The organism is Halorussus ruber, from assembly GCF_004765785.1.
GTDB lineage: Archaea > Halobacteriota > Halobacteria > Halobacteriales > Haladaptataceae > Halorussus > Halorussus ruber.
The window spans coordinates 341,453-355,043 of record NZ_SBIT01000001.1; the positions used below are offsets into that span (position 1 = coordinate 341,453).

The following is a 13,591-nucleotide window of genomic DNA, read 5'->3' on the forward strand; positions in this document are numbered from 1 at the left end:
TGTCAGTCTGCTCTCCTCGCGCGAGTCCGGTAGTCGGCGACTCCATCTCGAATCTCGTCTTTCTTCAGGAGCAGGAAGCCGCCGAGGATGCAGAGGTAGCCGCCGACGGTATAGGCGGTAATCTGCTCGCTCAGGAACAGCCACCCGAACAGCGCACCGAAGGCGGCCGCGGCGTACGCGATGAAGTTCATCTCGAACGCGCCCACTCGGTCGAGCAGGTCGAAGTAGATGAAGTACGCCACGGCGCTCGACAACACTGACAGATAGGCTATCATGACCACCAACTCGGCGGTGAACTCCACGCTCCCGCCGGGCCGTGCGAACGCGGCAGCGTGGAGCACCACCGACCCGACGAGCATCGACCACGCTTCCATCGTCACGGCCGGCTGGTCGGCGTCGAACCGCTCGGTGAGGACACTCCCGAGCGCCATGCTCGCGGCCGCCCCGAGGACGAACAACTGGCCGAACACGTCACTGGAGAGGAGATTCGAGGGGTCGGGCCGCGAGATGACGAGGATGCCCGCAAACCCGAGCAGGACGCCGACTACGCCAGCGGAAGTGAGGTCAGTGTCGGGGAGGAGCGCCCCCGAGAAGACCGTCGTGAGTATCGGCATCAGGCCGACCAAAATCCCGGCGACGGCGCTCGGAATTGAGGTCTCGCCGACGAACAGGAATCCGTTGTACGCCGCGATGATCAGGACGCCCCCGAGCGCCACGTTGACCCAGTCGGCGCGCGTCCGGGGCCGCCAGTAATCGGTGGAGTAGGCCACGTATCCGACCATCAGAACGCTAGCTACGTCGTAACGGATCGCCGCGTACAGGACCGGCGAGACGTACTGTAGTCCCGTCTTGATGGCCGGATACGCCCCACCCCAAATCGCTCCTAGTGCGACGAAGAGTACGAGATTTCGATATCGACTCACGGGAAGAAAATAGGTTGGAAAGGTAATAGTATTTTTGAAATAAACGCTAAGATGGGAATTAAACCGCGTCAGGCCACGTCCTCGACCGCGGACCGGAACACGTCGAAGCCGAGTTCGATTTCGCGCTCGGTCACGTCGAGCGGCGGGAGGAGTCGGAGCGTCTTGTGGCCACAGCCGAGGGTGAGCAGACCGCGCTTGAGTGCGGCCTTGACGACCGCTTCGCGGCGCTCCTTGCTGTCGAACTCCACCGCCAGCATCAGGCCGCGACCGCGAACGTCGGTGACGTTCGGCAGGTCGGCGTCCGCGAGGAGTTCTCGCATCTGACGGCCGCGCTCGGCGACGTTGTCTAGCAGGTCGTACTCGTGGATGGCGTCGATGGTGAACACGCCCTGCATCGAGTCCACGATCTTGCCAGCGCCCCACGTCGAGGAGAGGCGTGCCTTCTCCTTGGGGAAGAGGTCCGAGTTAGCGACCGTCGCGCCAGCGCGCAGACCCTTCGCGGAGGTAATCACGTCGGGTTCGAGGTCGAGGTGGTCCACGCCCCACATCTCGCCGGTCCGGCCCATCCCGGCCTGAATCTCGTCGCTGATGACGTTCACGTCGAAGCGCTCCCGAATCTCGGCGAGGTCGCTGACGAAGCCGTCGTGGGGGACGCGATAGCCGCCCTCGCCCTGCACGGGTTCGAGGATGATGTAGGCGACCTCCTCGGGGTCGATGATGCCCTGCTCGGGGTCGAGCTTGTCGGCGACGACGTTGCCGCCGGGACCGTCGGTCAGCCAGTCCTTGCGGTACGCGTCTTCGGTCGAGGGGTAGGGGACAGAAATCACGCCGCCGATTTCGGGGTAGCCCTTCCGGTGGTTGACCTTCGAGCGGTTGAGACTGAGCGCGCCGAGCGTCCGGCCGTGGAAGGCCCCGTCGAAGGTGAACGCGCGGTGGCCGCCCTGCGCGTAGCAGATTTTGATGGCGTTCTCGACCGCTTCAGCGCCCGAATTCGACAGGAAGACGGTGTCCATGTCGTAGTGGCTGGTGAGGTCGGTCAGTCGGTCCATGAGCTGTGTCGGCCCCGGAAGCTCGGGGTCCTCGGGCGGCCAACCACCCGCGGCGTAGAAGTCCTGTCCCGCGATTTTGGTCGGGTCCACGAGGTCGAACTCGTCGAACTTCTCCATGATTTTGGGGTTGTTGTACCCCAGCGGCGCGGCCGCGACGTGGCTGGTGAAGTCCATCAGGACGTTGCCGTCGACGTCGGTACAGAACGGCCCAACTGCGTCCTCGGTGAAGTCCCAGACGAAGTCGTAGACGTACGTACTCGGCGCGGAGAACTGGTGATGGTAGTCGGCCCACTCCTGTGCCCGTTTACCGGGCATCTCCTCGACAGTCGGCTCTGCCGTGTCTCGGTTCATGGCACCCGGTTAGGAGGGGGACCCTTTAATGGAATTGGTTCGTTGCGCTTCGCGCAATACTTTCCGAATTTCTGGTACGCTATCACTTCAGACAACAGCTACGACCGCGGCCAGCGCCGACCCCGCCAGTAGCACGCCGCTCCACGCCGCGACGCGATAGCTGAACGACCGGTTCGGTCCCGAGAGGGTCAGCGCGGCCTTGACCGTAATCGAGGAGGCCGTCGCCAGCAAAATTCCGAACACCGAGGTCTGCTGGTCGATGGTGCCGCCCATGTAGAGCAAGACCGCCGAGGAGGTCGCGCCCGCGCTGGAGACCAGTCCCGAGAGCAGGGCAGTCACGTAGAACCCGGCGGAGCCGAACTGCTCTTGGGCAATCGCGCCGCCGACGATGACCAGCAGGAAGATGGCACCGAATCCGAGCGCGTTCCGGAGCGAGAAGGGGCTTTCGAGGTCGATGTCCACGTGTTCGGACCAGTCGGCGGTGTAGGCCGCGATGGCGACACTCCCCAGAATCACCGCGCCGAGGGGAAGTACTGCTCCGATTAGGACCGGCTTGTTGCTCGGCAGAGTGAACGCCAGCGCGATGGCGAGGTTCCGGACCGCCATCGCGGCGTCGGCCAGCAGGATGGCCGCCACGCCGTAGGACGCCGCCTCCGGGCGCTGGCGGACGTGGTCCAGCATCGTCCCGACGACCGCGGTCGAGGACGCCAGCCCCCCGAAGAAGCCCGTGACCGCGATGCCTCGACCGCCGTAGGTCGTCACGACCGCGTAGTTGACGATGCCGATGGCCGCCACCGTGACCACCATCAGCCAGACCGTCCGGGGTTGGATGCCGAACGCGAACTGCTCGTTGGGGAGCAGCGGGTAGATGACGAACGCCAGAATGGCGAACTCGACCGCCGACCGAAGCTCCTGACGGGACATCCCCCACGCGAAACTGTGGAGTTCGCGCTTGAGGACCAACAGGAGCGACGACAGCACCGCCACCGTGACGCCCACGAGGATGTACCCTTCCATCACGAGCGCGCCGACGCCGAACGCGACCAGCATCGACACCGAAGTCGTCAGCGAGAGGCCAACGTCCTCCTCCTCGTCGGCCAGCAGGCCCTGCACGCCGAGCATGATGCCCTGCACGATGACAAGTAGGCCGCCCAGCAGGAGCAACACGTCGCGGTCGAGGATGGTGAACACCGCCCCGAGGAGCGTGATGAGGGTAAACGTCCGAATCCCGGCGGGCTTGTGTGACCACTCGCGCTCCAATCCGAGGAACAGCCCGAGGGCCGCGGCGAGCGCGACCCGCACGACCTCACTGTCTAACGGCACTTGCGTGAGGAACTCGACGATACCCGGCACTCCTCTCACTATAGCTATGTGGGTATAAATATCTCTCTCCAAAACGGGTTTATAAGTCCGGCGAGGTGGGTCTTCCGCGATTCGGCATCGCCACCACCACGATTTATCACCCTGTTCCCGTTACGGACAGACGCAATGTCGAGCCACAGCCTCGCTACCGAGGCCCCCGAGGATAGAGTAAGTCGCCAGTCGGCGGCTGGTCGAGAAATTCTGCGCCGAGACGCCTGCTTCTGACTCCGAGTCGGTTGCCGTCACCGTCGCGGGCGAGACGTATCGCCTCACCAGAGCCGAGGCCGACCAGTTGCGCACAGCGCTCGGCGACGCCCTGACCGAGCGCCGGGAGTTCGTTCGGACAGTCGGCACCCACCGCGAGGACGGAAGCTACGTCGTCGCGCGCCGAGGAGCCGATTCGTCGGGCCACCGCAAGGTGTTCGAGAGCTTCGCCGCACTCCGTCGGCTCTACGACCGACTGCCCGACGAGTTCACCGCCGAGGAGGTCGGTCGGTCCGGACTGACCGGCGGGCGCAGGCACATGCTGGTCCACCACGTCGCCGAGCATCCGGCCTTCGAGTGCGAACTGGACAAGCGCCAGCCCCTGACTGCCAGCAAGGTCCGCGCCGAATCGGGAGGTGAAACCGAAGACTGAATCTTGCGGGAGTCGGAGACCGACACCGCGGCGGTGTTCCGCTGAGTTCTTACCGACCTGCTTCGCTCGGTGTTACAACTGCACCCCTGGCGGACTGAAAGGGCGAACCGCGTGAGGGCTTTCGAAACCATCGTCGCTACTCTCACGACGTTTCTGAACACAACCTGCCGCCGGGCGAACGCTTTTCGGCGTCGGTTCCGACGAGTCTGGCATGGAACCGCGACCAGCCACCTTCTCCATCGTCGCACGAGACCCCGAAACCGAGGCGGTCGGCGTGGCCGTCCAGTCGAAGTTCGTCAGCGTCGGCTCCGTCGTCCCGTTCGCCAGCGCCGACGCGGGCGCAATCGCCACCCAGAGCTTCGCTAACGTGGCTTACGGCCCGGACGGATTGGACCTCCTGCGCGAGGGCAAGTCGGCCGAGGAGGTCGTCTCGGAACTCACCGACGACGACCCGGAGGCCGCCCAGCGGCAAGTCGGCGTCGTCGGGCAGGACGGCTCGGTGGCGGCGTTCACGGGCGAGGAGTGCTTCGACGTCGCTGGCGACCGACAGGGCGAGACCTACACCGTGCAGGGCAACATCCTCGAAAACGAGGACACCCTCGACGCGATGGCGGACGCCTACGAAACGACGGAGGGTGGCCTGCCCGAGAAGCTCCTCGCGGCGCTCCACGCGGGCAACGAAGCGGGCGGCGACAAGCGCGGCGAGCAGAGCGCGGCCCTCTACGTCGTCAAGCCCGAGGGCGGCTACGACGGCAAGAACGACCGCTGGATAGACGTTCGGGTGGACGACCACGAGTCGCCCATCGCGGAGCTAGAGCGCGTGTTCAAAATCTACGACGTGACGCTCCTCGAACGCGAGGAACCCGACGACGTGCGCGAACTCTCGGGCGAGACTGCCGAGGAGGTCTCCTCGACGCTCGCGGAACTGGGCTTCTACGACGCAGAACCGAGCGAGTCCTTCGGCGACGACGAGCGCGACGCCCTCGAAGCCTTCCGCGGGATGAACAACTTCGAGAACCACGACCTCGCGGTCGTCGAGGACGCGCTAGCCCGCGGGTGGGACGACGCCGAGGGCGGGGGCGAAGACCGGATGGTAGACGCGATTTGGCACGGGCTGTCGCGCTTGGACCGGAAGTGAGGCAGCGCGTTAGAGATAAGTATTCGTTTTCTAAAGCAAGAATTCCAATTTCTAAGGAACCAGAAATATTTCTTTACCGCCCGGCGCGCGCTGGCGCACCCCGTCGTGGGTGCGCCAATCCGTGCGAGGGACGAGGGAGCGAAGCGACCGAGGAGGCTGGGGAGGCGTGAGGTTCGCGGTCGCCCTTTGCCCAAGCAGTCGCTGGCTCCGACTAGCCAGCTCCGTCAGCAGTCGCGGAGCGGTCGCGGTCCGTCGAGGTCTGCCCCGAAACCGAACACAACCGAATTTCGATTCCCACCGGACTCATTACGCCCGAACCCGAAACTCACGAAATATGAGAGACGAGGAGGAAATCCGCGAGCAGTACGAGTTCCTCAAAGAACACCTCGACGACGAGGACATGCGCCACGAGGGCGTCCGCGAGATGTTCACCTACTACAAGCGGGCGCTCGGGTGGGTTCTGGAGGAAGAGCATATCTAGACCGCCTTACAATACCGAAAATTTCGCCGCTCTAATTCTGAAACTGGTGTTGGCACCCGATACCGGCACAAGATTCTGGCGGCGTTAGGTTTAAGTTGTTAGGGCGTTTTGGTTCAGGTGACGCTTCGCTTGGAGGGCCGAAGCGTCAGCGGGGACCAATTCAGGGCGGCAAGCGGTTCGCGGGGCTTTTTCACCCCCGCGTTTTCCGCTTTCCTTTCCATATTCCTTTCGAGTGATTACGAGTTCGATAGTGACGGGTGTTTCTACGTGGCGCTACGTGGTCTTTCTGGTTACAGAGTGACTGCGAAACTCGCCATGAGGTTTAGAAGTTGGCTTGAGGCTTCCTGAAGGCTCTGTCCAGTCTATCTTGGTATAGGCACGAGTATGAACAGCAGAACTGCTATGGTTGTGTTTTATTGAAGCCCCCGCCCGGTCGCGGTCGCTGGCCGGGATATTCGCGGGCCTCTCAGCACCGCCCGGCCCGCGAATAGTGGCCCGCCCAGACGACCACGTAAACGCGACCGGGCACCGGAAGACGGTTCTGCTCGGCCTTCGGCCTGCGCGGACTGCGACTTCCGAGGTCACACTCACGTCGTTCGCGTGACCGGCCCCTTCATCCACCCAGACACCGCAGAATGTTCTTCCAAGCGCATCCCGGCGGCTATCCGACGAAACGCAAAAAACACGAGAGTCGAGAGTAGCGCGCCCGGTTACTCGATGTTGAGCGAGGAGTCCCCGGTCTGCTCGCCGTCGCCGCCCTCGTCCCACTCCAGTTCGAACTCGATGCTGAGTTCGCCCTGCCCGCCGCCGGAGGGGGTCTCGCGCTCGGCTTTGACCTCGAACGTCGGCTGTGCGGGCGGTGCGAGTGTCACCGACTGGTCGCCCGCCGAGAGGCTGATGTCCCCGCCCGACTCGAGTTTCTCGGCGACGGTTCGGAGGTAGGAAGCGACTTCGGTTCGGTTCATGCGGCGTTCGGTCTTGAACAGCACTTCTTCTGGCATACGTGTGTAGACGCTGGCGATGGCCTTAAGCCCGCCGCCTGTTTCACCTGACGCTGGTCGGAGAAGTTGGCGGGTGTCGCTCGACGGACCCGAGACGTACCGGCCCGGTTACAATCGGAGAATCGAAACCGAAGGGCCGTTATCTTCATTTCCGTCGATATTCTAAATGATACGTTACCGATGCACGACTTGACAGGATTCCAGAGAGACCTGCTGTACGTCATCGCCGGGCTGGACGAACCGCACGGCCTCGCTATCAAGGACGAACTCGAATCGTACTACGAGAAGGAGATTCACCACGGGCGACTCTACCCGAACCTCGACACGTTGGTCGACAAAGGGCTGGTCGAGAAGGGCCAGCGCGACCGTCGGACCAACTACTACACGCTCACCCGCCGGGGCAAGCGCGAAATCGAGGCCCGTAGGGAGTGGGAGCGCCAGTACGTCGAACTCAGCGTCGAAGCCTGACCGCGCGACGGCGGTGCGTCCAGTCGGCGATAGCGTCCAGTCAGCGGTCGCTCTGACCCGGCGCGCTCTCGGTCGCTTCTTCGCCCTCTGGGGGTGGGGAATCACTCTGCTCCGCATCACTTTCTTCCGCGTCAGTCCCGAGGTCGCTCCGGAACTCCTCGGCCTGCGTCGCCGACTCCGGTTCGAAGAGGTAGGTGGGGTCGACCGCCCACGGCCGGATGGGTTCGCCCGCGACCAGCTCCGGCAGGACGATGCGGACGAAGTGGACCACCAGCACCAGTATCATCGGTCCGAGGAAGATGCCGTACCACCCGAACAGCAGGGGACCGAAGATGTACGCCAGCATCACCAGTCCCACGTGGAGGTTCCGGCCCGAGACGTAGGGCCGCAGAACCAAGTCTGGAATCGTGTCCACGACGACGAGCGAGACCGCGAAGAACAGCATCGGGAACCAGAGCAGGGCGGGACTTGCGAGCGCGGTCTCCAGCCCGAGATACGCCGAAATCGGGAAGTAAACCAGTTTCATCCCGACGATGGGGATGAGGCTCGCCGCGCCGGTCAGCAGGCCGACCAGCGTCGGATAGGGGATGGCGACGCCCGGCGCGAACAGGTTCATCGTGTTGTACGCCGCCGCGCCGATAGTCCCCGTCAGCAGGGCGTTCAGGATGTTGCCGAAGAAGATGCTGTTGAAGTCCCTGTCGACCGCCCGGCCGTAGGCCTCGATAACGCCGCCCTCGTCGGAGAACTGCCGTCGGACGAACCGCGAGAGGCGGTGGTCGTCCCGAAGCAAGTAGAACGCGATGGCTATCATCACGAACAGGTGCAGGACCGCGTTGCCGATGAACCCGAGATACTGGAGCGCAGACTGGCCGATTTCCGACACCAGCGCCGGGTCGGGGTTCGATAGCAGTTCGCCGGGGCGCTGGGCGACGGTCGAAACGTCGAGATACGGCTGAATCGTCGTCTGAAGCCCGTTGATGTCGGTCCGGGTGGCGATGTTGTTGAACTCCTGTAGCGCGATGGCTCCGGTGTAGGCCATCAACAGCAACACCGGGAGCGCCAGCGCCACCAACGCCGTCGCGGCGGCCAGACTCGGCGGGCGCATCCGCCGCCGGAGGCGCTTGTACACCGGCCGAGTCGCGTAGTAGAGGAAGATGCCGAAGACGAAGGTGCCGATAAACGAGTAGACGACGAACAGCACCGCCGCTCCGAGCGCCAGTCCGACGAGCCACCAGCCGAGTCGCGCGCGGTCGATGCGCAAGCCGCCGACCATACCCGTGCCACGGAAGCGCGAGGGTAAAAATGTTCGTAGTTAGGGGGTTCGGCGAGAGCGGAGGAGTCCGCCTCGGAGTCCGCATCGTTTTGTGTCGCCCGGCCAAACAAGCCGACATGAAGATTCGCGGCCAGCGGGAGTGTACCGACTGCGGCGCGCGGTGGTCCTACTACGACACCGGGAGCGTCGAGTGCCCCGACTGCGGGAGCCTCCGGAGCGTCGGCGTCGAGGAGGACCGCCACCTCCACACCGATAGCCCCGCCGAACTCGACTTGACCGAACCGCGGGAGGCCGTAGACGCCCGGCCGCTCCGCGAGGTCGCCGATACCGCGAGTGACCTCGCTCGGGAGTACGTCCGCAAGCGGGGCTTCGTCCGCGGCGGTGACCTCCAGCGGTTGGACGACACCTACCTCGCGGCCCAAGAACTCCGCCACGCCGCCGACGTGGTCGGCAGGGGCCTTGACCTCAGCGACGACGAGGAGTGGTACTTCCTCGCGCTCCTGCGCGGCGCGGACGTCGACCCGGAGACGAATCCCGACGCCGACCGGCGGCCCGCGCCCGGCGAGGTGCCCGAGGCGATGCACCCGATTCGGGGGCTGGCCTACGCCGAGGCCGTCGCCGAGTACCGACGGGACCTCGCCGACTGGGCCGACGAGAACGAGGTCGGCGACGAGGGTCGAGACGCGCTCGAAACCCTCGGCGACCACGTCAAGCGCGTGCAGGCGCTCGACGGCGACGTGGACGCCGACACCGCGGAACTGCTCGTGTCCGCGGCGCGCGACGTGGGCGAGTACCTCCGCGCTGGCGACGCGGACGCCCTCGCCAGCGCGAGAGAGCGGTTCGGTCGGATAGCATAACTTATTGATTCTTTAGAAAACCGAACTATGTCTTCAGACTAGTCGTTTGTTTCCTCAACTCGCGTTCCCGTTCGACCATTCTCTCGCCAATCGGACGTTCTCGTCGAGAAGTCGCCGCCAAGACGCGATTTCCCGCTCGACACGTCCGGTTTCCCGACCAACACTTTTGACGTATGCTAACGTACCACGCCCCTATGGCGACCGACGGCACCTCAAAGTTCCGGTGGGTGGTCAGACTGCTGTTCGTGGCCGCGCTCCTCGTGCCAGTCCTCGGGCCGTGGCTCGGCGTCGCCGACGTGCCCGAAATCGGGAGCGAGACGCTGGTGCGACTCGTCGGCTTCGTCGTGGTCTCGCTCGCCGCGGCGATGCTGGTCCGCCAGAAGCGCCGTCGGAGAGGGCAGGAGACCGATACCGACGTGGAAGGCTCCGGCGACCAGTACTACACCTACGCCTACACCAGCCAGACCGACGCCGCCAAAGAAGGCGACCGCATCACCGAGGAGGCCGAGCGCCTCGCCGAAGCCGACAGCAATCGCCGAGAGAGACGCTGACCGTAGTTGGTAGCACGGTTTCACGAGAATCACCCATCAACCGTTGACGAATCGGAAGTTAACACATATATCCGATACCGGGTATCCCTACGATATATGCAATTCTGTGACGAGTGTGGTTCGCTGATGCACACGGAGGGCGACACGTGGGTGTGTCGCTCCTGTGAGAACGAGGAGCGGCGGGACTCGCAGGCAGAAGCGGCGATGACGACGCAGGATGGACAGCAGGACGACGGGGCACCCGCCGTGGCCGACGCGACACAGGACTCCAACGAGACGATGCAGGAGCCTTGTCCGGCGGACGACTGCGACAGCGACCGGGCCTACTACGAGATGATGCCGAAGCCGGGCGGCTCCTACGAGGTTCGGCTGTTCACCTGCGTCGAGTGCGGCCACAAGTGGCGCGAGTCCTGACGGCACATCTTGCGAACGTTGCTTCTCGGGGTTAGGGCAGGTCTACCTCGACGCCTTCCTGACGACTGGCGGCCTTCACGGCGTTGTAGAGGAGCATCGCGCGGGTCATCGGGCCCACGCCGCCGGGGACCGGCGAGATGGCGCTGGCTTTCTCCTTGGCGCTGTCGAAGTCCACGTCGCCGACGAGTTCGTAGCCCTTGTCGTTGTCGGCGTCCACGCGGTTGACGCCCACGTCGATGACCGTCGTGCCCGGAGAGAGCATCGACCCGTCGATGAGTTCGGGGACGCCGCAGGCCGCAATCACCACGTCGGCCTGCTCGGTCTTGGCTTCGAGGTCCTCGGTGCGGGAGTGACAGACCGTCACGGTCGCGTTTCCGTCGTCGGCCTTCTGCATCAGGAGGTTCGCCAGCGGCTTGCCGACGATGTTCGACCGGCCGACGATGGTCACGTCCGCGCCCTCGGTCTCGACGCCCGCCGATTCGAGCAGTTTCAGCACGCCGTGGGGCGTGCAGGGTCGGTATCGCGCGTGGCCCGCGACGAGGCGACCCACGTTCTCGGGATGGAAGCCGTCCACGTCTTTCTCGGGGTCGATGGCCCGCAGGACCTCGCGGTCGTCCACGTGGTCGGGGACGGGCATCTGGACCAGAATGCCGTGAACGTCCGGGTCGTCGTTGAGGTCCGCGATGGTCTCGTGGAGTTCTTCGGCGGGGGCCTCGGGGTCGATTTCGACGTGGATGCCCTCGATGCCGACCTCCTCGCAGTCGCGCTGTTTCATCGAGACGTAGGTCTCGCTGGCGGGGTCGTCGCTCATCAGCACGGTGGCGAGTCCCACCTCGACGTCCTCGTCGGCGAGCGTCTCGATGCTGTCCTGCAAGTCGGCACGAATCTGCTCGGCGACGGCGTTGCCGTCGATTACCTCTGTCATTACCTGAACGTGGAACACCGAGGACCTTCAACCCTCGGGTTCGTGCTCATTTTCGAACTCACGAAGTAGTTTCTATGCAAGTATGTGGATTAAATCGGGCTGTCGGGGTATCAGGCCTGACGAATCGTCGCCTCCCGCGTCGTCACCGGGACCCCGCAGGTCCGGGTCCGACCGGCGAACGTCAACTCCACGACCACCGTCTCGGGCGCGACTCGTTTCACCCGTCGGTACGACACCGAGGGTTTCGAAATCAGGTCGCCCTCGGGGTCGAGTCTCGTCTGGTGTTCGACCAGCGCGGTCTTCTCGCCGGTCTCCGTCGTCACGCCGGTTGCGATGCCATCGTCGTTTCCGTCGAGTCGCTCGGCCAGCACCTCGCCGACGCGCTCGGCGGCCGCGCTGGCGCACTCGGTCTCGACCCACCGCTCGAACGGAACCGTGGAGTAGACGGGTTGCCGGGTCGGCGTCTCGCCGGAGTGGTTCGTCTGCCACCCCGCCACGTATCTGACGGTGTCGTTCGACTCGACGTATTCGAGGTCGTCGCGCCGAATCGTCGTAGTCACTTCGACGGTGTCGGCGTACTCCCGACTGGTCGTTGTCGGCGTCCTCGATTCGGTCGTCTCGGCCTCCGACACATCGTCACTCGAATCGACGCCTTCCAACCCGCCGTCGCCCAGCGACGAGAGGCATCCGGAGACCGAAGCGACGAGGCCGGCGCTCGCGGCGAGCAACCGGCGACGGGAACCGTTCATGCAAGACGGATTTTCCTGTAAGTGGAATAAGCTTTCTGCCCGAGAAAGAAGGGGATAACGGTCTTAACGGCGGCTTACTCGTACAGGGGGTTCGCGTCGCAGAGTTCCTGCACGTCCTCGGCGACTTCCGCCTTCACGTCCTCGTCACCGACGTTGTTCACCACGCGGGCGATGAGGTCGCCGACGTACCGGCAGTCCTCCTCGTCGAACCCGCGGGTCGTGAGCGCGGGCGTCCCGGCCCGAATCCCGCTGGTGACGAACGGCGAGCGCGTCTCGCCCGGCACGGTGTTGGCGTTCAGCACGATGCCCACGTCTTCGAGGGCCTCCTCGGCCTCCTTGCCGGTCACGTCCGGGTGGGACTCGCGCAGGTCCACCAGCACGAGGTGGGTGTCGGTGCCGCCCGAGACCAACTCGAAGCCGTGTTCTTGCAGGCTCTCGCCGAGGGCCTCGGCGTTCTTGACGGTCTGGGCGGCGTACTCCTCGAACTCGGGCTGGAGGGCCTCGCCGAACCCGACCGCCTTCCCGGCGATGTTGTGCAGGAGCGGCCCGCCCTGCATCCCCGGAATCACGGCCGAGTCGATGGCGTCGGCGTACTCCTCGTCGCAGAGAATCATGCCGCCGCGGCCCGCGCGGATGGTCTTGTGGGTCGAACCGGTCACGAAGTCGGCGACGCCGACCGGCGAGGGGTGTTCGCCCGCGGCGACCAGTCCCGTGATGTGGGCCATGTCGGCGAGGTGGTAGGCGTCCACCGCGTCGGCGGCCTCCTGAATCGTCTCCCACTCGACTGCGCGCGGGTACGCCGAGTAGCCCGAGACGATGATGTCCGGGTCGAACTCCTCGGCGTGGTCTTGGATAGCCTCGTAGTCGAGATAGCCCGTCTCGGGGTCGACCTCGTACTGCTCGACCTCGTACAACTCGCCCGTGAAGTTGGCGTGGTGGCCGTGGCTGAGGTGGCCGCCGTGGGTCAGGTCGAGCGACAGAATCTTGTCGCCGGGTTCGAGCATGGCGAAGTAGACGCCCATGTTGGCCTGCGTGCCCGAGTGGGGCTGGACGTTGACGTGGTCGGCACCCCACAGCTCTTTGGCGCGCTCGATGGCTAACTCCTCGACGGTGTCGATGTGTTCGCACCCGCCGTAGTAGCGCGACCCGGGGTAGCCCTCGGCGTACTTGTTGGTGAAGACGCTGCCTTGGGCCTCCATCACGGCCTCGCTGACGTGGTTCTCGCTGGCGATCATCGCCAGCGTGTCGCGCTGGCGCTCTACCTCTGCTTCGAGGGCATCTGCGACTTCCGGGTCGGAATCGCGGACACGGTCGTACTTCATATCAAAATTCGGTGCGTCCGCGAGTATAAGCTTACCTTTCGCGGGGAACGTCCCGGGCGACAAAAATATAAAGTCCCGGTGAGACACGTT

At 64.6% G+C, this 13,591-nt stretch carries 15 protein-coding genes; 7 read left to right on the forward strand and 8 right to left on the reverse strand.

Annotated elements, in window-relative coordinates:
* Positions 1–2: 2 nt before the first annotated feature.
* The 3 genes from EPL01_RS06275 to EPL01_RS06285 form a co-directional block, all read right to left on the reverse strand.
* Positions 3–923 (reverse strand): DMT family transporter, encoded by a 921-nt coding sequence (locus EPL01_RS06275; protein ID WP_135824397.1) that lies wholly within the window; start codon positions 921–923, stop codon positions 3–5.
* Between the two features lie 68 nt (positions 924–991).
* A complete protein-coding gene (locus tag EPL01_RS06280; RefSeq protein ID WP_135824398.1) occupies positions 992–2,323 on the reverse strand; it encodes an aminotransferase class III-fold pyridoxal phosphate-dependent enzyme in 1,332 nt (443 codons plus the stop codon).
* An 87-nt stretch (positions 2,324–2,410) separates the two neighbouring features.
* Positions 2,411–3,676: an MgtC/SapB family protein gene (locus EPL01_RS06285; protein WP_135824399.1), complete on the reverse strand. Its 1,266-nt coding sequence runs from the start codon at positions 3,674–3,676 to the stop codon at positions 2,411–2,413.
* Between the two features lie 196 nt (positions 3,677–3,872).
* Here EPL01_RS06285 and EPL01_RS06290 point away from each other — a divergent pair, with 196 nt between their 5' ends.
* The 3 genes from EPL01_RS06290 to EPL01_RS21500 all read left to right on the forward strand — a co-directional run bounded on the left by EPL01_RS06290 (position 3,873) and on the right by EPL01_RS21500 (position 5,941).
* The gene (locus EPL01_RS06290; protein WP_210424095.1) at positions 3,873–4,322 is read left to right on the forward strand and encodes a DUF7528 family protein; all 450 of its coding nucleotides are present in this window, start codon (positions 3,873–3,875) and stop codon (positions 4,320–4,322) included.
* A 211-nt stretch (positions 4,323–4,533) separates the two neighbouring features.
* Positions 4,534–5,460 (forward strand): DUF1028 domain-containing protein, encoded by a 927-nt coding sequence (locus tag EPL01_RS06295; protein WP_135824401.1) that lies wholly within the window; start codon positions 4,534–4,536, stop codon positions 5,458–5,460.
* Positions 5,461–5,794: 334 nt separating this feature from the next.
* The gene (locus tag EPL01_RS21500; RefSeq protein WP_168215828.1) at positions 5,795–5,941 is read left to right on the forward strand and encodes a hypothetical protein; all 147 of its coding nucleotides are present in this window, start codon (positions 5,795–5,797) and stop codon (positions 5,939–5,941) included.
* A 710-nt stretch (positions 5,942–6,651) separates the two neighbouring features.
* On the opposite strand, the gene EPL01_RS06300 is transcribed toward EPL01_RS21500, so the two are convergent.
* A complete protein-coding gene (locus tag EPL01_RS06300) occupies positions 6,652–6,942 on the reverse strand; it encodes an amphi-Trp domain-containing protein (protein WP_135824402.1) in 291 nt (96 codons plus the stop codon).
* Between the two features lie 180 nt (positions 6,943–7,122).
* Between EPL01_RS06300 and EPL01_RS06305 the strand changes: the two genes are divergently transcribed.
* Positions 7,123–7,410, forward strand: coding sequence for a PadR family transcriptional regulator (locus EPL01_RS06305; RefSeq protein ID WP_135824403.1), 288 nt, complete (start codon positions 7,123–7,125; stop codon positions 7,408–7,410).
* A 40-nt stretch (positions 7,411–7,450) separates the two neighbouring features.
* Here the strand turns inward: EPL01_RS06305 and EPL01_RS06310 are convergent, their stop codons facing one another.
* Positions 7,451–8,683, reverse strand: coding sequence for an AI-2E family transporter (locus tag EPL01_RS06310; protein WP_135824404.1), 1,233 nt, complete (start codon positions 8,681–8,683; stop codon positions 7,451–7,453).
* Between the two features lie 116 nt (positions 8,684–8,799).
* Between EPL01_RS06310 and EPL01_RS06315 the strand changes: the two genes are divergently transcribed.
* The 3 genes from EPL01_RS06315 (at position 8,800) to EPL01_RS06325 (ending at position 10,505) form a co-directional block, all read left to right on the forward strand.
* Positions 8,800–9,540: a DUF7117 family protein gene (locus tag EPL01_RS06315; RefSeq protein WP_135824561.1), complete on the forward strand. Its 741-nt coding sequence runs from the start codon at positions 8,800–8,802 to the stop codon at positions 9,538–9,540.
* Between the two features lie 194 nt (positions 9,541–9,734).
* Entirely contained in the window at positions 9,735–10,091 is a 357-nt protein-coding gene (locus EPL01_RS06320; RefSeq protein ID WP_135824405.1) for a hypothetical protein, read from the forward strand.
* A 96-nt stretch (positions 10,092–10,187) separates the two neighbouring features.
* Positions 10,188–10,505, forward strand: a complete 318-nt coding sequence (locus tag EPL01_RS06325; protein WP_135824406.1) for an RPA12/RPB9/RPC11 RNA polymerase family protein — start codon at positions 10,188–10,190, stop codon at positions 10,503–10,505.
* A gap of 31 nt (positions 10,506–10,536) precedes the next feature.
* Here EPL01_RS06325 and EPL01_RS06330 read toward each other — a convergent pair whose 3' ends face one another.
* The 3 genes from EPL01_RS06330 to glyA all read right to left on the reverse strand — a co-directional run bounded on the left by EPL01_RS06330 (position 10,537) and on the right by glyA (position 13,501).
* Positions 10,537–11,430: a bifunctional methylenetetrahydrofolate dehydrogenase/methenyltetrahydrofolate cyclohydrolase gene (locus tag EPL01_RS06330; protein WP_135824407.1), complete on the reverse strand. Its 894-nt coding sequence runs from the start codon at positions 11,428–11,430 to the stop codon at positions 10,537–10,539.
* 110 nt (positions 11,431–11,540) lie between these two features.
* On the reverse strand, positions 11,541–12,179 hold the full coding sequence (locus EPL01_RS06335; protein ID WP_135824408.1) for a hypothetical protein: 639 nt from the start codon (positions 12,177–12,179) through the stop codon (positions 11,541–11,543).
* A gap of 74 nt (positions 12,180–12,253) precedes the next feature.
* A complete protein-coding gene (glyA, locus tag EPL01_RS06340) occupies positions 12,254–13,501 on the reverse strand; it encodes a serine hydroxymethyltransferase (RefSeq protein ID WP_135824409.1) in 1,248 nt (415 codons plus the stop codon).
* Positions 13,502–13,591: the final 90 nt, after the last annotated feature.